This is a genomic window from Pseudoalteromonas prydzensis, from assembly GCF_011050055.1.
GTDB classification, from domain to species: Bacteria; Pseudomonadota; Gammaproteobacteria; order Enterobacterales; family Alteromonadaceae; genus Pseudoalteromonas; species Pseudoalteromonas prydzensis_A.
In genome coordinates, this window is record NZ_DRGM01000099.1 from 53877 (window position 1) to 79297 (window position 25421).

The 25421-nt window shown below is 44.5% G+C and carries 19 protein-coding genes; 14 read left to right on the top strand and 5 right to left on the bottom strand.

Going from position 1 to position 25421, the window contains the following annotated elements; translation table 11 throughout:
* Window positions 1-17: 17 nt before the first annotated feature.
* Together ENH88_RS09220 and ENH88_RS09225 are read left to right on the top strand one after the other, a co-directional pair.
* Window positions 18-2651 (top strand): glycosyl hydrolase family 18 protein, encoded by a 2634-nt coding sequence (locus ENH88_RS09220; RefSeq protein WP_304181878.1) that lies wholly within the window; start codon window positions 18-20, stop codon window positions 2649-2651.
* Window positions 2652-2756: 105 nt separating this feature from the next.
* Entirely contained in the window at window positions 2757-3515 is a 759-nt protein-coding gene (locus ENH88_RS09225; RefSeq protein ID WP_304181879.1) for a substrate-binding periplasmic protein, read from the top strand.
* On the opposite strand, the gene ENH88_RS09230 is transcribed toward ENH88_RS09225, so the two are convergent.
* Window positions 3512-4459 (bottom strand): helix-turn-helix domain-containing protein, encoded by a 948-nt coding sequence (locus tag ENH88_RS09230; RefSeq protein ID WP_304181881.1) that lies wholly within the window; start codon window positions 4457-4459, stop codon window positions 3512-3514. The genes ENH88_RS09225 and ENH88_RS09230 overlap by 4 nt on opposite strands.
* Before the next feature lie 238 nt (window positions 4460-4697).
* Between ENH88_RS09230 and ENH88_RS09235 the strand changes: the two genes are divergently transcribed.
* Genes ENH88_RS09235 through eat form a run of 3 tightly spaced genes read left to right on the top strand, consistent with a single transcriptional unit; the run spans window position 4698 to window position 8422 of the window.
* Window positions 4698-6104 carry an ethanolamine ammonia-lyase subunit EutB gene (locus tag ENH88_RS09235; protein ID WP_304181884.1) on the top strand — a complete coding sequence of 469 codons (1407 nt, stop codon included), beginning with the start codon at window positions 4698-4700 and terminating at the stop codon, window positions 6102-6104.
* A complete protein-coding gene (eutC, locus tag ENH88_RS09240) occupies window positions 6101-6970 on the top strand; it encodes an ethanolamine ammonia-lyase subunit EutC (RefSeq protein WP_304181885.1) in 870 nt (289 codons plus the stop codon). The genes ENH88_RS09235 and eutC overlap by 4 nt, the downstream gene beginning before the upstream one ends.
* A 51-nt stretch (window positions 6971-7021) precedes the next feature.
* Window positions 7022-8422, top strand: coding sequence for an ethanolamine permease (eat, locus tag ENH88_RS09245; RefSeq protein WP_304181888.1), 1401 nt, complete (start codon window positions 7022-7024; stop codon window positions 8420-8422).
* Between the two features lie 45 nt (window positions 8423-8467).
* Here the strand turns inward: eat and ENH88_RS09250 are convergent, their stop codons facing one another.
* Window positions 8468-9499, bottom strand: a complete 1032-nt coding sequence (locus ENH88_RS09250) for an FAD:protein FMN transferase (protein WP_304181890.1) — start codon at window positions 9497-9499, stop codon at window positions 8468-8470.
* Window positions 9500-9761: 262 nt separating this feature from the next.
* On the opposite strand from ENH88_RS09250, the gene kdpA reads away from it, so the two are divergent.
* The 6 genes from kdpA (at window position 9762) to ENH88_RS09280 (ending at window position 18299) form a co-directional block, all read left to right on the top strand.
* Entirely contained in the window at window positions 9762-11492 is a 1731-nt protein-coding gene (kdpA, locus tag ENH88_RS09255) for a potassium-transporting ATPase subunit KdpA (protein ID WP_304181892.1), read from the top strand.
* Window positions 11493-11511: 19 nt separating this feature from the next.
* Window positions 11512-13512, top strand: coding sequence for a potassium-transporting ATPase subunit KdpB (kdpB, locus tag ENH88_RS09260; protein ID WP_304181894.1), 2001 nt, complete (start codon window positions 11512-11514; stop codon window positions 13510-13512).
* A gap of 2 nt (window positions 13513-13514) precedes the next feature.
* Window positions 13515-14108, top strand: coding sequence for a potassium-transporting ATPase subunit KdpC (gene kdpC, locus ENH88_RS09265; RefSeq protein WP_304181896.1), 594 nt, complete (start codon window positions 13515-13517; stop codon window positions 14106-14108).
* Between the two features lie 97 nt (window positions 14109-14205).
* Window positions 14206-14925 carry a TorF family putative porin gene (locus tag ENH88_RS09270; protein ID WP_304181900.1) on the top strand — a complete coding sequence of 240 codons (720 nt, stop codon included), beginning with the start codon at window positions 14206-14208 and terminating at the stop codon, window positions 14923-14925.
* Window positions 14926-14946: 21 nt separating this feature from the next.
* Window positions 14947-17616: a sensor histidine kinase gene (locus ENH88_RS09275; protein ID WP_304181902.1), complete on the top strand. Its 2670-nt coding sequence runs from the start codon at window positions 14947-14949 to the stop codon at window positions 17614-17616.
* Between the two features lie 5 nt (window positions 17617-17621).
* Window positions 17622-18299, top strand: a complete 678-nt coding sequence (locus ENH88_RS09280) for a response regulator (RefSeq protein WP_304181905.1) — start codon at window positions 17622-17624, stop codon at window positions 18297-18299.
* A 20-nt stretch (window positions 18300-18319) separates the two neighbouring features.
* Here ENH88_RS09280 and ENH88_RS09285 read toward each other — a convergent pair whose 3' ends face one another.
* Window positions 18320-19825, bottom strand: coding sequence for a T6SS phospholipase effector Tle1-like catalytic domain-containing protein (locus ENH88_RS09285; protein ID WP_304181906.1), 1506 nt, complete (start codon window positions 19823-19825; stop codon window positions 18320-18322).
* A 155-nt stretch (window positions 19826-19980) separates the two neighbouring features.
* Window positions 19981-20550: a manganese efflux pump MntP family protein gene (locus ENH88_RS09290; RefSeq protein WP_304181908.1), complete on the bottom strand. Its 570-nt coding sequence runs from the start codon at window positions 20548-20550 to the stop codon at window positions 19981-19983.
* A 167-nt stretch (window positions 20551-20717) separates the two neighbouring features.
* Here ENH88_RS09290 and ENH88_RS09295 point away from each other — a divergent pair, with 167 nt between their 5' ends.
* Entirely contained in the window at window positions 20718-21467 is a 750-nt protein-coding gene (locus ENH88_RS09295; protein ID WP_304181911.1) for a substrate-binding periplasmic protein, read from the top strand.
* 6 nt (window positions 21468-21473) lie between these two features.
* Here the strand turns inward: ENH88_RS09295 and ENH88_RS09300 are convergent, their stop codons facing one another.
* On the bottom strand, window positions 21474-22778 hold the full coding sequence (locus ENH88_RS09300; protein WP_304181913.1) for an NAD(P)/FAD-dependent oxidoreductase: 1305 nt from the start codon (window positions 22776-22778) through the stop codon (window positions 21474-21476).
* 264 nt (window positions 22779-23042) lie between these two features.
* Here ENH88_RS09300 and ENH88_RS09305 point away from each other — a divergent pair, with 264 nt between their 5' ends.
* Complete coding sequence (locus ENH88_RS09305) at window positions 23043-24980, top strand: RecQ family ATP-dependent DNA helicase (RefSeq protein WP_304181915.1); 1938 nt, start codon at window positions 23043-23045, stop codon at window positions 24978-24980.
* Window positions 24981-25025: 45 nt separating this feature from the next.
* The gene (locus ENH88_RS09310) at window positions 25026-25352 is read left to right on the top strand and encodes a YkgJ family cysteine cluster protein (RefSeq protein WP_304181917.1); all 327 of its coding nucleotides are present in this window, start codon (window positions 25026-25028) and stop codon (window positions 25350-25352) included.
* The last annotated feature ends 69 nt before the right edge of the window (window positions 25353-25421 follow it).

Below are 25421 nucleotides of genomic sequence, written 5' to 3' on the forward strand. Positions count from 1 at the left end.
ATGGATAAGAGAGAAATATGAATATCAAACAGTTAACCGCAGCCATTGGTGTTGCTTTATTTGCAGGCACTGTGTCTGCTGCGCCATCTACACCAAGCATCAACTGGGAGCCACAACAATATTCGTTTGTTGCAGTGGACCTTGAAGGAAATGGCTCTTACAAGCAACTTGTTACCCGTGTTGAGCAAGTCGCTATCAACATTCAATGGAGTGCATGGAGCGGTGATGGTGGTGATAGCTATAAAGTTTACTTTGATGACATGCTAGTAAATGAAGGGCCACTTGCAGCAGGTTCTAAGACTGGCACTATTTCATTCCCGTATGATAAAGCGGGCCGTCATACCTTGTATGTAGAATTGTGTGAAGGCGGTACTAGCTGCGCGCGCAGTGCTGGTAAGCCAATTGTAATTGCTGATACAGACGGCGGCCATTTAGCGCCATTACCGATGGACGTTGATCCTAATAACCGTGATATTGGCATTAAGCAAGGCTTAGTAACTGGTGCTTACTTTGTTGAGTGGGGCATTTATGGCCGTGATTATGATGTAACAAATATTCCAGCACAAAACTTAAGTCACATTTTATATGGCTTTATTCCAATTTGTGGTGAAAATGCATCATTAACGGGTGCTCCTAAGCAAGCACTTGATACTGCCTGTGCAGGCTCTGCTGATTATGAAGTGGTTATTCACGATCCATGGGCCGCTGTGCAAAAAGCATTACCAGGTGTGGATGCAAAAGATCCAATCCGTGGTACTTACTCACAGTTAATGGCGCTGAAACAGCGTTACCCTGATCTGAAAATCTTACCATCAGTAGGTGGCTGGACATTATCAGACCCATTTGGTGGCTTTACTAATAAAGCTAACCGCGACACCTTTGTCGCCTCAATGGAAGAGTTTTTAAGAACCTGGAAATTTTACGACGGGGTTGATATTGACTGGGAATTTCCTGGTGGTGACGGCCCTAACCCAGATATTGGCGATCCAATCAATGATGGTCCTGCCTATGTTGCGTTAATGCAAGAGCTGCGCGCTATGCTTGATAAGCTTGAAGCTGAAACTGGCCGCACTTACGAGCTTACGTCAGCAATTGGCGCAGGTTACGACAAAATTGAAGACGTTGACTACCAAGCGGCCAGTCAATATATGGATTACATCTTCGCGATGACGTATGACTTTTATGGGGCATGGAGTGGCGTAACGGGCCATCAAACGGCGCTTTATTGTGGTGAGCACATGAGTGCAGGCCAATGTAATGGCACCGGTGTTGATGAAAATGGCGAGCCACGCAAAGGCCCTGCCTATACCACTGATAACGCAGTACAATTATTACTAGCGCAAAATGTACCATCGACGAAAATCGTTGTTGGTACCGCTATGTATGGCCGTGGTTGGGAAGGTGTTTTTCCAACAGGCACTACTATTGACGGCAACCCAATGACGGCCACTGGCAGTGGGCCATTAACAGGCTCAACGGCACAAGGTGTTTGGGAAGATGGCGTGATTGATTACAAAGGGGTCAAAGCGCATATGATTGGTGCTGCGGGCACTGGTGTGAATGGCTTTGAAGTCGGCTACGATGAGCAAGCGCAAGCAGCTTATGTATGGAACCGCTCAACCGGTAAACTAATCACATACGATAGCCGCGAATCAGTACTTGCTAAAGGTGCTTACGTTAATCAGCATAACCTAGGCGGTTTATTTGCTTGGGAAATTGATGCCGACAATGGTGATATTTTAAATGCAATGCATGATGGCTTAGGTGGAGTTGTTACACCGCCAAGTAATAAAAAACCTGTGTTATCAGTATCAAGCACTGTAACCGTTAACGCTGGCGAAAGTGTTTCTGTCAGTGCTTCAGCAACGGATGCCGATAATGATCCACTGACGTTTAGTTGGACTGCATCACCTGAATTAACGGTATCAGGTAGCAACTCAAGCACTTTAGTGATCAGTGCGCCGAACGTCACGAGTGACAGTCAATATTTAGCGACAGTGGCGGTCAGTGATGGTGAAGCAACGGTTAGCCAAGATGTGGTCGTGAATGTGCTTGCCCCAAGTACGGGTGAAAATACTGCGCCAACGGTTGCTGCTATTGCAGATGTAACAGTCGAAGAAGGTGGCTCAACAGCAGTAAATGTATCAGCAAGCGATGCAGAAGGAGACACCCTTAGTTATAGCTATAATGTACCCGCAGGTTTAACTCTTGTCGGCAGTGGCGCAAACGTGAGTCTAACGGCTGACCCAGTTGATGCAGACACAAACTATAGCGTTGCTGTTACAGTGAGTGATGGTCAAGCCTCAACCGTTGTTAGCTTTACCGTAACGGTGACCGACGCTGATACCACTACCCCACCAGATGGCGATACTACATGGGATTCAAATGCCGTGTATGTTACCGGAGACACAGTGACTTACAATGGTGTTGAGTACACTGCAAAATGGTGGACACAAGGTGATCGCCCTGATCTGGGCGGTGCATGGGAAGCAACGTCGCAACCAAGTGATGGTAATGGCGATGTGATTTGGCAAGCATCAGGTATTTATAATAATGGTGACCAAGTGACCTATCAAGGCGTGCAATATCAAGCACAGTGGTGGACTCAAGGAGATGAGCCAGGCAGCGCGGATGTATGGCAAGCCCTGTAATGACTTAGCACATTTTATTACAAACAAAAGCAGCAATTAGGCTGCTTTTTTTGTGTTTTAAATTCTATGATCCATACTTAGAACTGCGTAATAGAGGTCAATTTAATGAAGTATATGCAGTTATTGTTTGGGTTATTATTGACGCTCAGCGGGATGACGTTAGCCTGTGAGCGAACCCTTAAAGTTGGCACTAGTCAGTTATGGCCGCCTTATATTTTTAATGCTCAGAGTCAGTTAGCTGGAATTGATATCGATATTGTGAAGCTGGTATTGCAAGAGGCTGGGTTTTGTAGTCAGTTTATTCGCTTTCCATCGTCGAATCGGGCTTTTGTCGAACTTGAAAAAGGCCGCGTAGACTTATTACCTGCAGCAAGTTATACCGCACAACGAACCCGTTTTAGCCATTTTTCTGAACCTTATCGACGTGAAGTGATGCGTTTATTTTGGTATCCCAATCAGGCTTTGTTAGAGCAAGACTTAGCAGGGTTGTTTACCAATCAACAAATAATAGTGGTTAACAGCGGTAGCTATTATGGTGAGGAGTTTGCCAGATTCAGTGATAATGACCAATACAATGATTTAATTGTTTCTGTACCTTTACTGAGACAGCGTTTAGATATGCTGGTGGCGAAACGAATTGATTTTTTTATTGACGATGAGCTGGCGGGTTTATACTTAGTCCATAACGAGAATATCAAAGGCATCAATGTGCACCCATATATTATTAATGATAACCCGGTGCATTTTATGCTAAGCAAAAACACACTGAGTGATGATGAATTGAACGCCATTAATTTGGCTATCATCAATAGCAAACAACGTATTCAAACGATTATTAATAACTACAGTAAGCACTATTATTAACGGTCTCTGCGTTTTGCCGTTGCCGATGGGTTTTCACCAAATAGCTGTTTATAGTCTTTGGCAAATTGACCTGGGTGGCCAAACCCCCAATTTGCTGCGATCACCGATACCGGTTTGTGCAATTGTGGATCGCTTAGCTCGCGCCTAACCTGGTTAAGCCGAGTGATACGCAAAAAGCGCAGTGGATTAATCCCTAAAATACTCTCAAAACTGTATTGCAAAGTACGACGACTAACATGACTCAGTTCGCATAATTGCGTCATGGTGATAACGTCGTGAGGGTGCGCGTTTATGTAGTCTTTTACACGCTCGACTACTGCTTTGCGATGTTGATAACTGGGCGATACTTTTTGCTTGGGCTGTGGTGATTGCAATAAAGTAAGTATTAGGTTGAACAGCATTTCATGTTGTATGTGTGTGTTTACTGCCGAGTTATTTTTAATAAGCTGTGCTATGCCATTGCGCGCTTGTTCAAGATGCGCTGCTGACGTCGTAATGCGTGGCGACTCATGCTGGCAAAGCCCTATTAGTGATATACCTTGGCACTGCGCTATATGGCGTAAAGTATCTTGGTTAACTACCATGCCATAAATATTAAACTGCTCTGGTGTAACCAGCTCAAAGTCACAGGCACTGGGGCGGCACATAAGCTGATTACTATCGATAGTCAGGCCATTTATTTTACTGTTGCTGGTTTGCGCCGGAATGCCAAGCCACAGTGAATTAGGCCATACTTGACACTGCTGACGCAAAGCGCGGTGTGTGTACTCTTTAAATACTTGTAAATCATCGTAAGCAATTTCTTCAATACAGCCATAAAAGCTGCCATTACTGACTTGATCATATTCTTGCTGCCAATTGCTTAAATTGTCGGCTTGTTGGTCGACATCAGTGGTTTGGGTAGTGCACTTAATCGGTGCATCAGCTGCTAAGTTATGTTGCATTATTGTCTATAATACCTCTGGCTGCACACTCGTAAGTGACCTAATTGACGCATGTACCTTTTATAGTTTTTTGATTTTTAATAACTAAATAAGATTTGCCAAAACTTGATAGGTACTTGGTACGTTATAAGCTACGTTTAAATGTGAATCGAATTAGTTTTGCACTGCTTTTTATTGCCTTATAAGCAATAGCTATGCTCATCCTTTTTAACACACATTATCTCAACAAGGTAAGTTTATGGGTCAATTGTACAGTTATACGTTAGGTCATCGACGCTATCAATTTAAAAACTTGGCTCAACTGATGGCAAAAGCAACCCCGCAGCGCTCTGGTGATAGCTTGGCAGGCGTAATTGCCAGCTCTGCTGAAGAGCGCGCCGTGGCGCAAATGACACTGGCGGAAGTGCCTTTAAAAACCTTTTTAAACGAGGCATTGATCCCCTATGAAGACGATGAAATTACTCGGCTAATAATCGATGAACATGACACTAACGCATTTGCAGCAATCGCGCATTTAACGGTAGGGGATTTTCGTAATTGGTTGCTAAGTGATCACGCAACAAGCCATGTTTTAGCGACAATCAGAGCGGGTATTACCCCCGAAATGGCCGCTGCTGTTAGCAAAATAATGCGCAATCAAGATCTGATTTTAGTTGCCAAAAAGTGCCATGTCACGACTGCATTTAGAAACACCATTGGCTTGCCAGGCCACTTATCAACACGCTTACAGCCAAATCACCCAACCGATAATGTTAACGGCATTGCCGCGAGTATTTTAGATGGACTGCTGTATGGCAGTGGTGATGCAGTGATTGGTATTAATCCCGCTACAGATAATGTTGCCCAAGCGATTAAGCTAATGCAGTTAATGGATGATGTGATTGTAAAATACCAAATACCAACTCAAAGCTGTGTTCTCACCCATGTAACTAACACCATTGAATGTATTAATGCCGGTGCGCCGGTTGATTTAGTGTTTCAGTCAATTGGCGGCACTGAGGCCACTAACTCAAGCTTTGGGTTTAATTTAAATACCCTAGCTGAGGCGCAAGATGCCGCACTGAGTTTAAAACGCGGAACGGTAGGCAATAACGTGATGTATTTTGAAACGGGGCAGGGCAGTTCGTTATCAGCAAATGCCCATCATGGGCTTGATCAGCAAACCTGCGAAACCCGTGCTTATGCCGTAGCGCGCAAGTTTAAGCCGTTACTGGTCAATACGGTGGTGGGTTTTATTGGCCCGGAATATCTATTTGATGGCAAAGAAATTACTCGAGCAGGGCTTGAAGATCATTTTTGTGCCAAATTACTCGGTGTGCCGATGGGCTGTGATGTGTGCTACACCAACCATGCTGAGGCAGATCAAAATGATATGGACAACTTACTGACCTTACTCGGTGTAGCGGGGTGTTCGTTTGTAATGGGGATCCCCGGATCTGACGACATTATGCTTAATTACCAAACCACCTCATTTCATGATGCATTGTATGCAAGGCGGGTATTAGGTTTGCGCCCTGCACCAGAGTTTGAACTTTGGCTGGCAAAAATGAACATTATGACAGATACCCAGCAGCATATTTTGTCTGACACGCTACCGTCGCAATTTGCGCGTTCTTTAAAAACATTAAGTGGTGGACAGCCATGAAAAACTCATCACCCAAAACGGCGCAGCAAACACCGCAACAACATCAAGAGAATGGCAAAGTGGTGCATAACCCATGGCGACAACTACGCAGCTTTACCGATGCACGGATTGGTTTAGGGCGCGCTGGGATCAGTCTTCCGACGGCTGAAATGTTGGCGTTTCAACTCTCCCATGCACAAGCACGAGATGCGGTGAGTTTTCCTTTGGATTTAGCTGCGTTAAGCGAACAGCTAAAGGATTTTTGCGCGTCACCACTGCATTTACATAGCCAAGCCGTGGATCGCAATCATTATTTACAACGCCCTGATTTAGGCCGCAAGCTGGATCAAGCATCACGCGATCAGTTAAGCAATTTTATGAGTAAAGCGGCCACAGCTACTGAGTCTCATCATGATATCGCAATCGTTATTGTGGATGGTTTATCGTCTTTAGCTGTGCAAAAAAATGCCCATCCTTTTCTTGCTCAGTTACTGACCATACTGGATGAACAACCAGAGCCATGGCGTTTAGCACCGATCAGCTTAGTGGAGCAAGGGAGAGTGGCGATAGGCGACGATATTGGCGAGCTCCTTAACGCCAAGGTGGTGCTGGTATTAATTGGTGAACGGCCAGGCTTAAGTTCGCCAGATAGTTTAGGTTTGTATTTAACTTGGCAGCCAAAAACAGGGCTGAATGATGCTTGTCGTAATTGTATCTCTAATATTCGTCCTGCGGGGCTGTCATATCAGGACGCCGCACAACGTACTGTATATCTTTTACAAGAAGCGCAGCGTTTAAATCTGTCAGGGGTGGGATTAAAAGATCGCAGCCAAGATGATGTGATAGAACATCAAACGCAACCAACAAACTTTTTACTATCAGAATAATCAACAACAAAAACATCATTTAATTACAACAATAAAGAGCAGGAGAAGATAATGTCAGATAATAAAGAGTACCTTGCAAAAAGGCAGTTAAAACGGGGCTCCGCGGGTTGGATTTTGCTGGCGGGACTAGGAGTATCGTATGTTATTTCGGGTGATTTTGCGGGTTGGAACTTTGGTATTGCAGAAGCAGGTTGGGGCGGTTTTGCTGTAGCCACAGTATTAATGGCGGTGATGTATTTAACCTTGGTTTTGTCATTGGCAGAAATGTCGGCGGCCATTCCTGCATCGGGTGGTGGCTATAGCTTTGCGCGCCAGGCAATGGGCCCTGCTGGTGGTTATCTGACCGGCTTGGCAGTGTTAATCGAGTATGCATTAGCACCTGCTGCGATTGTTATTTTTATCGGCTCTGCGGTAGAGGCATTGTTAGGGTTTAATGGCCCTTGGGTGTATGCGCTGTTTTATATTGTATTTATCAGTATTCATTTAGCGGGAGTGGGTGAAGCATTAAAAGTGATGATGGTGATAAGTGGCTTAGCGGTTTTTGCCATTATAGCCACTGCGATCGCATTGTTTACACATTTTGATGCGTCGCAATTATTTGATATTGCTATCACCGATGCTGCAGGAGCCTCCGAGTTCTTACCATTTGGCTGGTATGGAGTGTGGGCAGCCTTGCCGTTTGCAATGTGGTTATTTTTGGCCGTGGAAGGCGTACCATTAGCGGCAGAAGAAGCCAAAGATCCCGCTAAAGATGTGCCAAAAGGGATTATAGGCGCTATGGTGTTTTTATTGTTTACCGCTCTGTTAGTCGTAGTATTGATCCCCGGTGCCGGTGGTGCCAGTGCAATGGGAGCCAGTGCCGTGCCGTTAGTTGATGCGCTAAATGTAACGGGTAATACAAGTTTAGCCACACTCGTTAATATATTAGGTTTAGCTGGCTTAGTGGCGTCGTTCTTTTCGATTATCTATGGCTATAGCCGGTTAGTATTTGCATTATCAAGAGCGGGTTATTTGCCCAAAAGCTTGTCAATCACCAGTGACCGTAAAGTGCCTGCGCGTGCCCTAATTGTGCCGGGTATTTTTGGCTTCTTAGCATCATTAAGTGGTGAAGGTGACTTAATGCTGGCGATGGCCGTGGTAGGTGCTACGGTCTCTTACGCGTTAATGGCATTGAGCCATATTTTGCTGCGCATTAAACAGCCTGAACTCGCACGTCCTTATAAAACGCCCGGTGGCGTGGTAACGTCGGCAATCGCGCTGGTCTTATCCTTGGTGGCTTTAACGGGGGTGTACGCGTTTGATCCTCGCGCATTCTTGTTTACTATGGTGTTATTTGTGATCGGGGCGATTTATTACTTTGCTTACAGTAGTAAGCACTTAGTGGCAAAAAGTGCCGATGAAGAGTTTGCCATGCTTGCCGAGGCAGAATCGGAGCTTGCAGTCGCTAAATAACTGACACTGGCGAGCAACGTCATAATTTGCTCGCCATTTTCATCGCTAGGGGTACTGTGGCTGAGTGAGGGTAATGGCGCGGTTATGTTGCAACGCTGTTGAGCTGTATTCAGTAAAAGTATCCTGATGTTGATCAATAAATAATACCGATAACCCGTATTGCTTAGCAACATCCATACCTGCTGCGGAGCCTAGGCACAATAATGCCGTTGACCATGCATCGGCTTCGCTCAGATCATCATGAAACACAGTAACCGACACCGTGCTATGCGACACCGGCGCTAAACGACGTGCATCAATAATATGGCTATAACGGTTACCTGCCTGATCATAATAATGCCGATAGGTACCCGAGGTCATAATGGCGAGCGGCTCAGGCTTGATAACGTCAACAATTTTTTGTAGTTGCTGTTGCTGGGGTAATGGCTTATCAATTGCGATACGCCAGTGTCTGCCATCAGGTTTGCTACCTTGGGTTTGTAGTTCACCGCCAATTTCAATCAGGTAATTGCTAATACCATACTGTTTGGCAATATCCACTAAACGCTGTACTGAATAGCCTTGCGCGATTGATGATAAATCAATACTAACAGCAGGATGGCTTTTGGCAAGTTGCTCAGTTGCGACGATATTAACTAAGTTGAGACCAATCTGTGGGGCAAGTTGTGCCCGTTGTTGCTCGCTGGGAATTGTAAGCTGTTGATCACGAAACCCCCACAATGAAAAAAGTGGGGCAATGGTTAAATCGTAACAACCTGATGTAGCCTCACTTATTTGTTTTGCGATAGTCACGAGCTGGACAATTTCAGGCCCCACATTGATAGCATCTGTTGTGTGTTGTTGATTAAATTTTTCGATAACAGAATCATTACGATAATTAGACATTAAGCTGTCTATACGCTGTAACTCTTGCTCTACTGCCCGCTGAAAAGCGGGTTGACTAATCGGTTGTTCGCTCCAGTAACGAACATGATAAGTCGTGCCTTGCGCCGCGCCTGAAAAAGACTGCACTTGCTCTGTTGGCTGACAGCCCAGTAAACAAACGGCGATAGCTAATAGCATCAGTGTGGTTTTCATTCAAATTCACCTCTTAAATAATGTCGCTAAATTGTAACCTCTACAGCTACTTTTTTGCGCGGCGTTGTATCATTTTTACGAAATCTTTACGCCTTCGGCGACTATCAATCTGGAAAATTTACACCGATCCCACCTATTGTACAGCCTTAAGTTTTCTCACTAAGGAACGTTATGGGCTGGTTATTGTTATTAATACTTGGCGTGTTAAGCGCCATTTTGATTGTTGCCATGTTGGCACCTGAAAAGTTTTAAGGAATCACTGATGGAAGTGCTACTAATATTTACATTAGCTGTGCTGTTAGCATGGCCATTGGGTCGTTACATGACCGGTATATTCTCTGCGGGATCACACTGGAGTGATAAGGTTTTTTTGCCAATAGAAAATGGCATATTTAAACTACTGGGTATTAACCCACGTCATGGCATGACATGGAAAAGTTACGGTATCGCGTTTTTGTTAAGTAATTTAGTGCTCGGCATTATCGCCTATTTACTGTTGCAATTTCAGCATATATTGCCCCTTAACCCTAATGATATCGAGGCATTAGATTGGGACTTGGCGCTGCATACGGCGGTTTCGTTTTTAACCAATACAAATCAACAGCACTATTCTGGGCAGGCTCAGCTGAGTTATTTAAGCCAAGGTTTTGTAATTCTTACCTTGCAGTTTGTTACTCCGGCAATGGCATTGGCGGTCTGTGTTGCGGTATTACGCGGCATGTTAGGAGGCCGTAATGCAACAACCGCAAAAGAAGGTGAAGAGCGTAACTTAGGTAATTACTATCAAGATACCGTGCGTGCAGTGCTGAGACTGATGCTGCCACTGGCTGCGATTGTTGCACTTGCGCTAACCAGTCAAGGCGTGCCTTCAAGTTATCAGGCGAGTCCAACGGTGGACGTGGTTGAACAACAACAAGCGTTGAGCGAACAAACGATCCCACTAGGGCCGGTTGCGGCTATGGTCTCAATCAAGCAATTAGGCACTAACGGCGGCGGCTGGTTTGGCCCTAACAGTAGTAATCCTTTAGAAAACCCAACCCCAGTCAGTAACGCGATTCAAACCATTGCCTTGGTATTGGTGCCGATGGCAGTGGTGTTTATGGCCGGCGGCCTATTGCGCCGACAAAAATTTACCTTGTTATCGCTTGCGGTCATGGGATTGCTTAGCTTGGCCTTTATTGGTGCCGCTGTTTACAGCGAGCAGCAGCCTAATGCCGCCTTTGCTGGGTTAGCTCAAGAGGCCGGAAATATGGAGGGTAAAGAAGTCCGCCTTGGGACTGACTTATCAGCGCTCTGGGCCACGTTTACGACTCAAACCTCTAACGGCTCTGTGAATGCCATGCATGATTCACTTAATCCGATTGCCGGGCTTGTTACCCGCTCGGGGATGCTGATCAATGGTATTTGGGGCGGTATTGGATGTGGTTTTGTGAACTTTCTGGTGTACGTGTGGTTAGCGGTATTTATTGCCGGCTTGATGATTGGCCGCACTCCTGAAATTTTTGGTCGTAAGTTGGAAAAGCGTGAGCTCAGTTGGTTAGGCGTGCTCTTAGTGCTGCCAAGTGCAGTGATTTTAACCTTTACTGCTATCACAGTGGCATTTCCTACATTAACAGGTAATAGCAACCCAGGCTTACATGGCGTTGCCCAAGTGTTTTATGAGTACACCTCTGCCTTTGCAAACAATGGCTCTGGTTTTGAAGGACTAGGGGATGACACCACATGGTGGAATCTAAGTTGTGTGGTGGTACTAATCTTAGGCCGTTATGTCCCTTTGGTTATTCCACTACTAATTGCTGGTTCGTTAGCGAAAAAGCGTCAAGTGCCTACCAGTGCCGGTACTTTACCACTGTATAACGTCACGTTTGCTGTCACTTTAATTACAGTGATCCTGATTATTAACTTCCTGTCATTCCTACCGTCTATGGTATTGGGTCCGATTGGTGAAGCTCTTGAGATATCACAGCAAGCCGCTGTGGTGCTAGCGCAATAGCAGTATGCAGGTGAATAAAATGAATAATACATCAAAATTAACACAAGCCAGTTGGCAGGCTTTTGCCAAACTTCATCCTAAACTGGCGGTTAAAAACCCCGTTATGCTAGTCGTGTGGGTGGCCACCCTGTTAGCTATGGTTATGACGGTGCAACAGTTTGTTGCCGGTGACAATATTGCGTTTGCTCTGGCTAGTAGTTTAGTGCTGTTTTTTACTCTGTGGTTTGCCAATTTTGCGGAGGCCATTGCCGAAGCTCGAGGACGCGATCAAGCGAGTAGTTTAAAAGCAACGCGTCGAGACTTAACTGCTTTACGAGTAGACGGTAAAACGCAAAGCCAGATTTCTGCAAGTCAATTAAAAGCCGGTGATATAGTTTTGGTTCACAGTGGTGAGCTGATCCCAGCCGACGGTGAAATTGTCACCGGTGTAGCAACTATCAACGAATCGGCATTAACCGGTGAATCAGCACCGGTACTTCGCGAAGCGGGTACCGATCATTCAGGTGTTATTGCCGGTACTAAAGTGCTAAGTGGCACAATTAAAGTGCAAGTAACCGCAGAATCAGGACACAGCTTTCTTGATAAAATGATCAGCCTAGTTGAAGGCACTAACCGTCAAAAAACACCTAATGAACTCGCCTTAACGGTGTTGTTGGCTGCCCTGACTTTAGTGTTTTTAATTGCTGTTGCCACTTTACCGGCAATGGCGGGGTTTGTCGGTATTGAGCTGGATTGGTTAATGTTAATTGCACTGGTGGTGTGTTTAATTCCGACCACTATTGCAGGCTTGTTACCGGCGATTGGGATTGCGGGTATGAACCGTGCTTTGGCTGAAAATGTTATTGCAAAGTCAGGTAAAGCCGTTGAAGTTGCCGGTGATATTGACACCTTACTACTTGATAAAACAGGCACGATTACCTTTGGTGATCGCCAAGCAACGGCGTTTCTGCCGGTCTCAGGTGTTGCTGAAAGTGAATTAGTTGCTGGTGCACTTTGGAGTTCATTGCAAGATCCCACTCCAGAGGGAAAATCAATTGTTCAGCTTGCTGAGCAAGGTGAATACCGCATTCCAACGTTAACTGAGCAAGATGAATTTACCCCATTCAGTGCGCAAACGCGTCTTTCATCAATACAACTAGCAAGCGGTGAATGTTGGGTAAAAGGGGCAACCGATGCGGTAAAAAATTGGGCGCAACAACGTGACCTCACAGTGCCAAGCAGTTTAGATCCAATCGTCACGCGCGTTGCACAACAAGGTGCGACCCCTTTGGTGGTTGCCAGCGAGAAAGGGATTTTAGGGGTTATTCAACTGTCTGATGTGATCAAACCTGGTGTTGCCGAGCGCTTTGCTGAGTTAAGAGCATTGGGCGTACGTACTGTCATGATCACCGGTGATAACCCTATCACGGCTGGTGCAATTGCGGCCGCGGCAGGGGTGGATGACTTTGTGGCTGAGGCAAAGCCCGAAGATAAACTTGAGCTGATCCGCAAAGAGCAAGCACAAGGTCGACTCGTAGCTATGGTGGGCGATGGCACGAATGATGCGCCTGCACTGGCGCAAGCAGATGTGGGTTTAGCCATGAATTCAGGCACGCAAGCTGCGAAAGAGGCGGGTAACATGGTGGATTTAGATTCCGATCCCACTAAATTACTTGCTGTTGTTGCGGTGGGTAAACAAATGTTGATCACCCGTGGCGCATTAACCACCTTTTCATTAGCAAACGATGTAGCAAAATACTTTGTGATTGTACCTGCGGTGTTCGCCAGTGCAATGCCAAGCATCAATGCGTTAAACATTATGCAGTTACCCGATCCGAAAATGGCTGTGCTGTCGGCACTGATATTTAATGCAGTGATTATTCCAGCCCTAATTCCACTGGCATTAAAAGGTGTGAAAATTAAGCCTATCAGCGCAGAAAAGCTGCTACGCAACAATATGTTGATCTTTGGTCTGGGCGGGATTGCGCTGCCGTTTATCGCTATTAAAGTGATTGACCTACTACTTAACGGAGTATTTTAACCATGAATAGATTACATCATAGTTCTGGACAGGCACCGTGGCGTCCTGCAATCGGCTTGGCTGTTAGTATGTTGGTAATTTGCGGCGGCTTTTATGCGGCGATTATAACTGGCCTTGGCGGTCTGTTATTTCCCACTCAAGCAACAGGCAGTTTAGTGATGGTTGAAGGAAAAGCAATGGGATCGGCATTAGTCTCCCAGCCATTTACGAGTACCGTGTATTTTCATGGTCGACCAAGCAGTGCTGATAATGACCCTATGGCAACGGGGGGCAGTAATTTAGCGCCATCAAACCCTGAGTTACGCGATAGAGTGGCGCAGCAAAGCGCTGCACTGGCTTCGACTTATCAACTTGAGCCTGAGCAGTTACCGGTAGATTTGCTGGCCAGCTCAGGGTCGGGCGTAGACCCTCACATTAGCCCAGCCGCTGCGGCGTTACAGGTGGAGCGTGTAGCGCAAGCTCGGGGGATCAGTACGGAACAAGTATCGCAATTGGTTGCGCAATATAACGAGTCTGCACAATGGGGCATTTTTGGTCAGCCTCGGGTTAATGTGCTGCTATTAAATTTAGCACTTGATAACAATTACCCTCTATAAATTAATTAGTTAGTCGATTGTGATGCGGGACAATCGACTGCCGCTCTCGTCTTAGTACAGAGCGGTTTCTCTCCCGCTTTTTTATAGGAAAACAATAATGCGTTTTATACTTTCTTTAGTAACGGCTGCAACCGTAATGACCAGCGCTGGCGTCGTGGCGGCCCCTTTCAGTAGTGAAGGCTCTGTAACCTTGGTATCTGATTATTATTTTCGTGGTATTTCGCAAACTGAGCAGGGGCCTGCAATTCAAGGTAGCGTGAGTATTAATCATCAGGATGGTTGGTACGCCAGTGCGTGGGGGTCAAATATTCGCTTTGGTGAAGGCAGTATGGAACTGGATTTATCACTGGGTCGTCATTGGGCTTTAGATGAAAACTGGGCTTTAGATATGGGGCTAGTACAGTATCGCTACCCAGAAGGTGATAATGACACGACAGGCTATAACTACATGGAAGGTTACGCTAAGTTAAACTATCAAGATTGGCAACTTGGTTTAGCGCTGAGTGATAGTTATTTTGGTAACGATGTGGGCAAATTTTGGTATTTATCGCTTGATTGGCAACAAACATTAACCAGTGAGCTACAGCTAAATTGGCATTTAGGGTACAATCAATTCGATAATGATCAAGAGTTTAAAACCTTTTTAGGCTCGCCAGTGATGGATGGCTCAGGGTATACTGATTGGGGGCTGACGCTGTCGACTGAGCAACTAGGGCTAACTTGGTCAGTTGGCTATGTTGGCAATTCAATTGCCAATGATGCCTGCGCTGATATATGCGATAACCGTTTGCTATTAAGTGTAGCAAAAAGTTTTTAATTCCACTGAAAAGGAACTGCCGTGGCCGTTGATCCTCGTAACCAAAAAGCCGATGCGCTACTAAAAAGCTTGCAACAACATCAAGGTGGGCAATTAAAAATTTTTATTGGTGCCGCCCCTGGCGTTGGAAAAACCTGTGCCATGCTTAATGCGGCCAGAGAATATATGCAACAAGGCGCGTCGGTAAAAATAGGTTTGATTGAAACCCACGGCAGAGCCGAGACGCAACGTTTACTCGAGGGCTTTGATATTTTACCTCGACGTGAAATTAGTTATCACGATCAACAACTGAGTGAATTTGATCTCGATGCCGCATTGGCAGCCAAACCGCAACTGATTTTGGTCGATGAACTCGCTCATACCAATATTCCCGGTAGTCGCCATAAAAGGCGCTATCAAGATATCGCCGAATTGCTGGAAGCGGGCATTGATGTGTATACCACTATGAATGTACAGCATATTGCCAGCCTCAACGATTTGGTATTACAGATCAGTGGTGTTAGGGTTAAAGAAACCGTTCCCGATCAGTTTATTGATCGCGCTCAGCAACTGGTGTTCGTCGATTTAGCGCCTAATCATTTATTGGACCGCTTAGCCCAAGGGCAAGTGTATCTTGGCGACTATGCCGAACAAGCGATACAGCAGTTTTTTCAATTAGAAACGTTAACCGCACTGCGTGAAATGGCGATGAAGCGGGTGATCGGGCATGTTGACGATCAACTAAAAAATGAACAAGAAGCCAAAGCGCGCAGTAACGATTATTTAATTCAAGATAAAGTGTTGGTGTTGATCTCGAATCGCCGTGATCATGAACACCTTATTCGTATTGGCCGACAAATGGCAGAAAAACGCCACACGCCTTGGATTGTGGTGTGGGTGGATACCGGAAAAATACATAACCAGCTTGAGCAAAAACGATTGCAATCGGCTTTTGCATTGGCAAAAGAGCTGGGAGCAGAAACCGATACATTACGTGGTCCCTCCAGCATACAAACAATTTTACCCTATATTAGTGAACATAGGATCAATACCGTGTTAGTGGGCGCGGGCACTAAGCGGCGCTTGCAACCATGGCGTAAACCCTTATATCAACAATTAATCAATAGCGGTTTACCGATAGAAGTGTCGGTTTGGCAAGCCAGTAAACGCCAGCACAAGTACGTAACAGAAGCCGCTCCGTCACTGGCATTTGGCCAAAAAATCGGGTATTTGTTTGGTTCACTTTTGGTTGCTGTAGCCAGCGCGGTTGCACTTGCATTATCAAGTTGGTTGCAAAGTGGTAACTTAGTACTGGTGTATGTATTAGCTGTGGTATTTTGTGGCTTAAAATACGGCGCGCGGCCTGCGATTTTTACCGCTTTATTGTCATTTCTAAGTTTTAACTTTTTTCTTACCGATCCGTATTACACCTTTTTCGTTAATAAAAATGATGATATTGCCACCTTACTGTTTTTATTTGTGATTGGTGTTGTGTGTGGGCCTGCGGCATCGCGTATTCGCCAACAGTTCTTATTATTAAAAGAGGCGAATCGTTATACTGAGCTGCAACGTGATTTTGCTCAGCAATTAACGGTGATCAATCAAGCCGATGAATTGTGCCTAACCTTGGCTGGGCAGTTACAGCAAGCACTGGACTGCCCAGCTCATGTGGTGGTTTTTGAGCATCATCAGCAACAGATCAGCCCTCGTTTAGGGCAGCCTTTACAGTCACTTGATCAAGCTATGGTTGATTGGTGTTATGCCCACAAGCAAATGGCGGGTCGTTTTAGCGATACCTTAAATGCCAGTGATTGGACGGCATTTCCAATACAAGCTGATAATAAATCGATTGCAGTACTATTGCTAAAGTTTGCCAAAGAGCAACAGGTGATCACAGAGCAAGATAACAATTTGATCCGTACCTTTGTACAGCAAATGGTTAATGTGTGGCAACGTATTCATCTTAATAATGAGCTTGAAGCATCGACTCGCAAAGCGGAAATGGAACAGCTTCGCTCGGCATTACTAGCTTCAGTGTCTCATGATTTACGTTCACCTTTGTCTGCCATGATGGGCTCGGCAGAAAGCTTAAAAGTACTCGATAAACAGCTATCAGCGCAAGACAGAGTAGATTTACTTGAAACCATCATACATGAAAGCCGACGTCTTGATCGTTACATTGAAAACTTGCTCGATATGACTCGCTTAGGCCATGGTACCTTAAAATTAGAGCGCGATTGGGTGCCGGTTGCTGATATTATTGGCAGTGCTAAACAGCGCTTAAAATATTTATTTCCTGATATTGAAGTGGACTATCAAGAGCAAAAAAACTTACCTTTGCTGTATGCTCATGCGGCTTTGTTAGAGCAAGGGATTTTTAATATTTTGGAAAACGCAGCAAAATACAGCCCAATTGATGAGCCGGTGACCATTACCGCGAATCAGGATGGCCGACTGTGTCGCATTGAAATTGAAGATCATGGTCCAGGCATTGCTGAAGAATTACAAGAAAAAGTATTTGATATGTTTTACGTGGTCGCCGATGGTGATAGTAAACGGCACAATACTGGTATGGGCTTAGCCATTTGCCGTGGTATGATTGCGGCTCATGGCGGTAAGGTTAAGGCTGATACAGCCCGCTCTGGCAGTGGTTCGCGTTTTATTATTGAACTGCCCTTACCCGATCCCCAAGACATCCCAGTAAGAGGTTAACCTGCGTGTCGGCACATATTTTAGTTGTAGATGACGAATTTCAGATCCGTAAAATGTTGCGAATTGCACTGAAAAGTGTCGGTTATGAGGTCTGTGAGGCTGAATCAGTGAGTACTGGGTTGGCAGCAGCTGTTCGCCAGCAACCGGATTTAGTTATTTTGGATTTAGGCTTGCCAGATGGCGATGGCTTAGAGCTATTAGCCGAAATTCGCAGTTTTTCGAGTGTGCCGGTGATTGTGTTATCAGTGCGCAGTGCGGATCTCGATAAAATCAAAGCCCTTGATATTGGCGCGCAAGATTATGTTACTAAACCGTTTAGCGTGGAAGAGTTATTAGCTCGGGTGAGAGCCCAGCTGCGAGACCGATTTCCAGATAAAACCGCCTCTGTACTTGATGATGGTCATTTAAAAGTTGATTTAGCGCGGCGTTTAGTGACCTGTAACGGCAAATTAGTAGAGCTGACTCCAAAAGAATATGCGGTGCTTGCCAAGCTTGCTCAACATCGACAATGCGTTATTACCCAAAAACAGCTGTTAGAGCATATTTGGGGGCCAAGCCATGCACAAAATACTCATTATTTACGTATTGTGGTTAGTCATATTCGCCATAAAATAGGCGATGATCCAACCACGCCACGTTATTTGATCACCGAAGCGGGTATCGGTTATCGCTTAATGTTGTAAGCTTAAGCATGTGGTGCTAGTTATCCTAAACGCGTCACTTTAACCTTTATACGACCCGTATTAGCGCCATAAAAACGCTTTAGATCATTAGCGAAAGGACAAAACTCTCCTGATCTGGTGATTTTAATATCGGCGCCACCGGCTATTTCAAACAGGTTGTCATCGTTGTTATCAATAGCGCCAATTAATGCAAACCACTGTGCGTGTGGCAAGCGTCGAAACGGTTCGAGTAAGGCCATGGGGATTTTTTTTACGCCTAATTGCACGTTATCACGATGCCAACCTTGTGGCCCGCAACTGACTCCGTCGTCATACCAAACTTGTTCAGGGTAGGGGGTAAAACGATAGGTACCGCCTTGCTCTAGCATTAAGCCAGTGTGATTATAAGGCTCTGCACCATATACCATAATATCTTTACTCTCAGCTTGGGCTAGGAGTGTCATATGTTGCTTATCGAGCGCAATATGTGGGCTTAAACCGGTAAAGGTAAGGGTAGTATCATCACTATACAGCACTTGGTATTTGAGACTTTTCAGTGACTCAGGTCGGTAACTGGTTAAGCGATTAATGCGCTCAGCCACGCTTTGATGGACGAGGGGGGTTAAATCACTTTGTTCGTTATCAACTAATACGCAGCATTCTCTATCAATCAGTTTAAATAATGGATTAAACCAAAAGTAATTTTGTTGATGGCTGAGCGCCAGTGGATCGGGGGTAATAGTCATATCATCTTGGGCAATTAAAGCGTTATGCTCTGATGGTAATAATATGCTGTAGTCAATTTGTGCGCTAGTGAGTAAATGCAGCTGCAGAGGTTGTTCTATTAACCACTCTAAGGCATAACGTAAGCAAATATCGGCTAACCCATCGCGGTAGTAGCCACCACCAACATCAGAGTGGGCACCCGCAAACCAAATTTCGTGAACATGGGGAGCATAGTTAATTAAGGTTGGCTCGAATGCGCGGCGTTTTTCATCCAGTGCGACACAATGCAGCGCCGTGGTTATGTTTGTTGCCAGGGTATAGTTTTCAAAAATAACATGCTCAGCACCCCGGGTGGCTTTAGTTACTTTAGATAAACCAATTGAGGCAACGGTATCAAAGACACATAAATAAACGTCTGTGCTGAGCAGTGGCTCTAGGCATTTCGCAAAGCGTCGAGCAAGCGCTGCACCACGACTAAAACCGGTTAATAACACTCTATCGCCAACTTGATAATAGCTGTTAAAGTCATTGATAGCGCGATTTAAAATGCTGGCAACGTCATCGCCTCGGGGCGCAAATGATTGATTAAGTAACCGTTTAAAACGACTGCCTTGGGTACCAATTCCTTGGTAATAAAAACTAAGTTGGTTAGCAAATGGAGTGTGAGGTTCGTTATTTAATGCGCCGCCAAATAACAAATGTAGTTTAAGGATATTGGTGATACTGGCATCTTCTTTAAAATGTGCAGAACTGAACTGCTCGGCATCACGGGGCTCACTGCCGGTACCATCAAAGTTGAAAATCAGCGTTTTAGCCGTCATAGCATCATTCCTTTTAGTTGGTTTATCCTAATTTACAGGGGAAATGTTAAAATTTGAAGACAAATTTGTATACTGCAGATCAAATGCAGAGCAACCATTAATTGCTTACTTTTTACCGGTGCTGCCAGCAACGCCACAACAATAACCTGTAAATATTAGCCTGCGCTTAGGTGTGAATATAAAATCCAAATACCAATAATAATAAGAGCGATACCGCCAAACGCTTCGGCCTTTTTGCCAACCATAGCACCTATTACATGGCCAAGCAGTGAGCCTATGGTGACCATTATTGTGGTCGCAAGGCCTATCATGGCCGCAGCTAAGTAAATATTAACGTTTAAAAATGCCAGACTAATACCCACTGTCATCGCATCAATACTGGTGCCAACAGCGGTCAGTAAGGTGGCGAGTAAAGTACGTTTTTTAGTTTCTGGTTGTGGTTGTGCATCGCTCTTTTTTGCGCTTTCAATAAGCATATGAACACCTAGCGCAACCAGTAATACAAAGGCTATCCAATGATCCCACGCTGCGACGTAAGCTGAACCTGCGCTGCCAATAAACCAGCCAATAAGTGGCGCAATAGCTTCGATACAACCAAAAATCAGGCCTAATTTTAGCGCATTGATAAGGCGCGGGTTTTTCAAGCTGGCACCTTTACCGATAGATGCTGCAAAGGCATCAGTCGACATAGCGAGCGAAAGTAATGAAAGCGTGAGAATATTCAAGTGAGTGCCCCTCAAAAATGCCGTATTATAGAGAAATACGCGATAAACGGATACACAATTGAATGTGCTATTTACGCTATGACTAGAAAGGCTGCAGCTCTGTCTGCATATACAGCTGAGTGTTTATTAGTCTACACTTTACAATTATAACATTTGGCCTTAGTCCGATGATTAGACTTATAATTGCTTTGTTGCTGGTGGGTCACTGTCCTTCCCTTGTATTAGCCCAACCGCAAACTACGCCATTAGTCGGTGCTCATAGTCAGTGGCCTCCTTATGTTATGAAAGATGGTACAGGTCTTACAGATGAATTAGTTGGCGCCGTTTTTGCTGATCAGGGGATTGAATTTAACATGCAAGTTGCGCCATTTAGTCGCGCCATTCGAATGTTAGAACAAACGAAAATTGATCTGATCCCTGCGTTGTGGTGGACAGCGCAGCGCGCTGAAACAATATTATTTAGTGACCCATATTTTGACAATCAACTAAGCGTCATTACTAAAAACACGTTAGCTATAAATTTTACTGGTGCCGACAGTTTACAGCACTTAACAATAAGTACTATTCGTGGCTATGGCTATCATGATTTTTTGCAAACAATTAAAGGGCTTACGGTGGTGCAGTTAAATGATTTGCATGCTTGCTTAGAACAAGTGCAAAAAGGCCGTGTGGATGTTGCTCTAGCCGATAGTTGGGCTGCGCGTTATGAAATAATGCAAGATAGCCAATTAGCTGAATTAACTATCTTACAACCCGTTTTAATCACCCGTGCGTTACATATAGGCGTACACAAATCCCATCCTCAGGCCAAGCAAATTATTAGTGCTTTTAACCGAGGACTGCAGAATATTCGTCGCTCAGGTGAATATGCGCAAATAAGTGCCCGCTATGAGCAAACTTTAGCGATACCACCATGAGTTGTATTAATGCAGCTTCATTTTCGGTCTTACCACCCGCAACACTTTTTCGCTGATCCACAATGCAAAGGTTTTTGCGCTGCCATGAATGGCGCGTTGGTGCATACGATACAGTGATATATACATAAAGCGGGCAATTTTACCTTCAATAAAAAAGCTATTGCTGGTGAGGTTACCCATTAAACTGCCTACGGTGCTGTAGCGTGATAAATTAACTAACGAGCCATGATCGTTATATTCAAATCCGCGGAGGGGTTGTTGGCGTAAAGTCGCGATTAAGTTTTTTTCAACACATTGCGCCATTTGGTGAGCCGACTGCGCGCGCGGTGGCACGAGTTTGCCATCTTGTTGGGTAAATGCACAGCAATCACCCAATACATAAATTCGCTCATCAACGTTACTCTGTAGGAAATCATTGACCATTATTTGATTATTACGGGTGAGCTCAAAAACTCCTAGTTCTTTAACAAAGTCAGGGGCTTTAACGCCAGCTGCCCAGACCATGATATCGGCATTAATGTGTTCATCATCTTTAGTGATAAAACCCTGCTCAGTGGCTTGCTTAACTTGAGTATTTTCACGCACGGTGACGCCTAATTTTAATAGCTCTCGTTTTGCAGAATTAGCAATTCTATCCGGTAAAGCGGGTAGTATTCGTGGGCCAGCTTCAATTAGGTGAATATGTAAACGTTTGGCCGACATATTGGTCAAACCATAAAGTTTTAATAGATCGGATACATGGTAAAGTTCAGCCGAAAGCTCGACTCCCGTTGCACCACCGCCAACAATGGCGATATTTAAGGCATGTTGTGGGTCGTCGTCTTGGTGTAAGCGGGTAAAGTTATCGAGTAGCGCGTGTTGAAAACGTTCGGCCTGTTGGTTTGAATCAAGATAAAAACAATGCTCTTTAATACCAGGGGTGTTGAAGTCGTTACTGACACTGCCGATGGCAATGACTAGGTAGTCATAATGGACGGTGCGTTGTGGCAAAATTTGATGACCCAATTCATCATTTAAAGCACTTAAAGTAATGGTTTTATTGGTGTTATCGAGGTCACAAAAAGTGCCAAGTTGAAAATTGTAATGGTGCTTTGCAGCATGGGCTGAGTAAACTACACCATCTAAATCGGCATCAATAGATCCCGTAGCTACTTCATGCAGTAACGGCTTCCAAATATGAGTGCGATTTTTATCTATGAGTAGAATATCTGCGTGCTGTTTCTTTCCTAGTTTATGTCCTAATTGCGTTGCGAGCTCTAAGCCGCCTGCGCCACCACCGATGATGACGATTTTAGGATGTGTAGTTATCATTACGTTGCCCTCAAAAGAATTATACCTAAACACTCTTATGGTGGCTCAAGGCGAAGAACACTTAGGTATTGAGCAGACAAAAAGCTTTAAAATACCTTGTCAAGCAACCAGTTAATAATGCGCCTTTTAAATTGATTTGTCAGTAAATTTAATGGGAACAAATAGATAAGCCAAGAAAATAAAGCAAAAAAAAGTTACCATGGCAGGTATTGAATTTTCAAACTATAATTTCCTTTATTAGGGAATTATAATAAAGGGAATATTATGAACGACACGCTACTTTCCTCGCTTGAGCAGCATTTTGGTTTTAATCAATTTCGTCAAGGCCAGCAACAAACCATTGAGCAACTGCTAAACAATCAATCTTCATTGGCAATTTTCCCCACTGGCTCTGGCAAATCATTGTGTTATCAATTAACGGCATTGCATTTGCCGCATTTAACCTTAGTGGTTTCGCCGTTATTGGCATTAATGAAAGATCAAATCAGCTTTTTAAATAGTAAAGGCATTTATGCCGCAAGTTTAGATTCAAGCCAAACTACAGAGCAAAGTCACACCGTAATGAGCGATGTGCGTGCAGGTAAAGTTAAAATTTTAATGGTGTCGGTGGAGCGGTTTAAAAATGAACGGTTTCGTGAGTTTATTAATCAAATCGCTATTTCTATGCTGGTGGTTGATGAAGCACACTGTATTTCTGAATGGGGTCATAACTTTAGGCCTGATTATTTAAAACTGCCCCGATACCGAGATGAACTTAATATTCCATTGGTGCTGCTGTTAACTGCAACGGCGACCAAAAAAGTAAAACGTGATATGAGTGAGCGTTTTGCAATTACCCCAGAGTGCATTGTACAAACCGGATTTTATCGGGCTAATTTAGACTTATCGGTACTCAGTGTAAAAAGCGCTGATAAAGCAAGCACATTGGCTAATATTGTGCGCGAGCAAACGGGCCCAGGAATTGTCTATGTGACCTTGCAGCATACAGCTGAGCAAGTCGCTGAAGCACTTAGTCGCCAAGGTTTACACGCTGTGGCTTATCATGCTGGGCTTGAAGATACTCTGCGTTATGGTATTCAAGATGATTTTATGGCGGGTAAAATTAATGTCGTTGTTGCCACGATTGCGTTTGGTATGGGGATAGATAAATCAGATATCCGTTTTGTTATACATTATGATTTACCAAAGTCGATTGAAAACTACAGCCAAGAGATTGGCCGTGCAGGGCGAGATAGGCAGCCTGCAAAGTGTTATACCTTAGCCAATTTAGATGGCTTAAATACGGTAGAAAACTTTGTTTATGGCGATACCCCAGAACTCAGTGGGATTGAATTTGTTATCAACGATATTCGCCAACATCAGGATCAACAACAGCAATGGGAGATGCAAGAATACAGTCTCTCAAGTGATAGTAATATTCGTCAATTAGCGCTTAAAACCTTGCTCGTGCAATTAGAAATACAAGGCGCGATAACGCCACTTTATGCTTACTACGCTGATTTTAAATATAAGTTTTTAGAAGATAAAGCCATGTTGTTAAGTCATTTTGATGCAGCTCGGCAAGAATTCTTAAATTTAATATTTAGCCATACCCAGTTTAAAAAAATCTGGGGTACACTTAATTTTGACACGCTTACCCAAGCCGCTCAGGTGGATCGCAAACGGGTGGTTGCAGCCCTTGATTATTTAGCCGAGAAGAATTTAATTGCGCTGGAAACCAAGCGGATCACCCAAGTCTATCAAGTAAATAATGAGGTGCTCAATAATCCTGAGTTGGCTCAGCAATTACACAGCTATTTTGTGGATAAAGAGCAAGCTGAGATCAAACGTATTGCGGCGCTTATTCGCTTTTTTGAGCTAAAAAGCTGTTTGAGCTATAACCTTGCTCGTTATTTTGACGACCATCAAGCGCCAGAGCAATGCGGGCATTGCTCAGTATGCAGAGGACAAGCCGTAACGCTTGAATATTCACAAGTACCTCGCTTCGCTGACGATGCTGTAATTTATCAAAAGGTTGACGAGTTACTCAGTCATCTAGCCAGTAAAGGGGTTAATAATATTGGTATAGAAACCCAGTGTCGCTTTTTAGCGGGGATGAGCGTGCCGTTATTTACTCGTAATAAAGTCCGCCAGCTCAGCGGTTTTGGCTTGTGCGAGCAACAACGCTATAGTGAAATAAAAGCGAAATTACTGGCACGTTAAACTCACTCAGGTATGCTAGAGGCTTATTCGTAACAGTAAGCCTCTATGCCTCACATTGTTCACCCCGATGAAAACGTTATTATCGTTAAAAATATCACATCAGCTCCAGAGCCTGTAACGTGTGCAAATTGCCAAGCCTGTTGTTGCCAGCTAGAGGTACGTATTGTGACTGATACTGGCGTGCCGTTTCATTATATTGAATATGATAAATGGGGCAGCGAAGTGATGAAACGCGCCGATGATGGCTGGTGCCAAGCGCTTGATCGCAATACGTTAATGTGTTCAATCTACGAAAACCGCCCATTAGTTTGCCGCGAATTTGAGATGGCATCAGGGGAGTGTATAACTGAGCGTGAATTGGCGGGCATTTAGTTTTTATTTGATATGAATAACCATTATGGCACAGTAAAATAGTTGAGCTCGGGCTAAAAATAACGCACC

Bases quoted from the DNA above. Each gene is read 5' to 3' on its own strand.
- kdpB (WP_304181894.1), top strand. From the start codon at position 11,512: ATGAATAATACATCAAAATTAACACAAGCCAGTTGGCAGGCTTTTGCC.
- kdpA (WP_304181892.1), top strand. From the start codon at position 9,762: ATGGAAGTGCTACTAATATTTACATTAGCTGTGCTGTTAGCATGGCCA.
- kdpC (WP_304181896.1), top strand. From the start codon at position 13,515: ATGAATAGATTACATCATAGTTCTGGACAGGCACCGTGGCGTCCTGCA.
- ENH88_RS09220 (WP_304181878.1), top strand. From the start codon at position 18: ATGAATATCAAACAGTTAACCGCAGCCATTGGTGTTGCTTTATTTGCA.
- ENH88_RS09225 (WP_304181879.1), top strand. From the start codon at position 2,757: ATGAAGTATATGCAGTTATTGTTTGGGTTATTATTGACGCTCAGCGGG.
- ENH88_RS09235 (WP_304181884.1), top strand. From the start codon at position 4,698: ATGGGTCAATTGTACAGTTATACGTTAGGTCATCGACGCTATCAATTT.
- ENH88_RS09305 (WP_304181915.1), top strand. From the start codon at position 23,043: ATGAACGACACGCTACTTTCCTCGCTTGAGCAGCATTTTGGTTTTAAT.
- ENH88_RS09270 (WP_304181900.1), top strand. From the start codon at position 14,206: ATGCGTTTTATACTTTCTTTAGTAACGGCTGCAACCGTAATGACCAGC.
- ENH88_RS09310 (WP_304181917.1), top strand. From the start codon at position 25,026: ATGCCTCACATTGTTCACCCCGATGAAAACGTTATTATCGTTAAAAAT.
- ENH88_RS09250 (WP_304181890.1), bottom strand. From the start codon at position 9,499: ATGAAAACCACACTGATGCTATTAGCTATCGCCGTTTGTTTACTGGGC.
- eutC (WP_304181885.1), top strand. From the start codon at position 6,101: ATGAAAAACTCATCACCCAAAACGGCGCAGCAAACACCGCAACAACAT.
- ENH88_RS09300 (WP_304181913.1), bottom strand. From the start codon at position 22,778: ATGATAACTACACATCCTAAAATCGTCATCATCGGTGGTGGCGCAGGC.
- ENH88_RS09285 (WP_304181906.1), bottom strand. From the start codon at position 19,825: ATGACGGCTAAAACGCTGATTTTCAACTTTGATGGTACCGGCAGTGAG.
- ENH88_RS09295 (WP_304181911.1), top strand. From the start codon at position 20,718: ATGATTAGACTTATAATTGCTTTGTTGCTGGTGGGTCACTGTCCTTCC.
- ENH88_RS09230 (WP_304181881.1), bottom strand. From the start codon at position 4,459: ATGCAACATAACTTAGCAGCTGATGCACCGATTAAGTGCACTACCCAA.
- eat (WP_304181888.1), top strand. From the start codon at position 7,022: ATGTCAGATAATAAAGAGTACCTTGCAAAAAGGCAGTTAAAACGGGGC.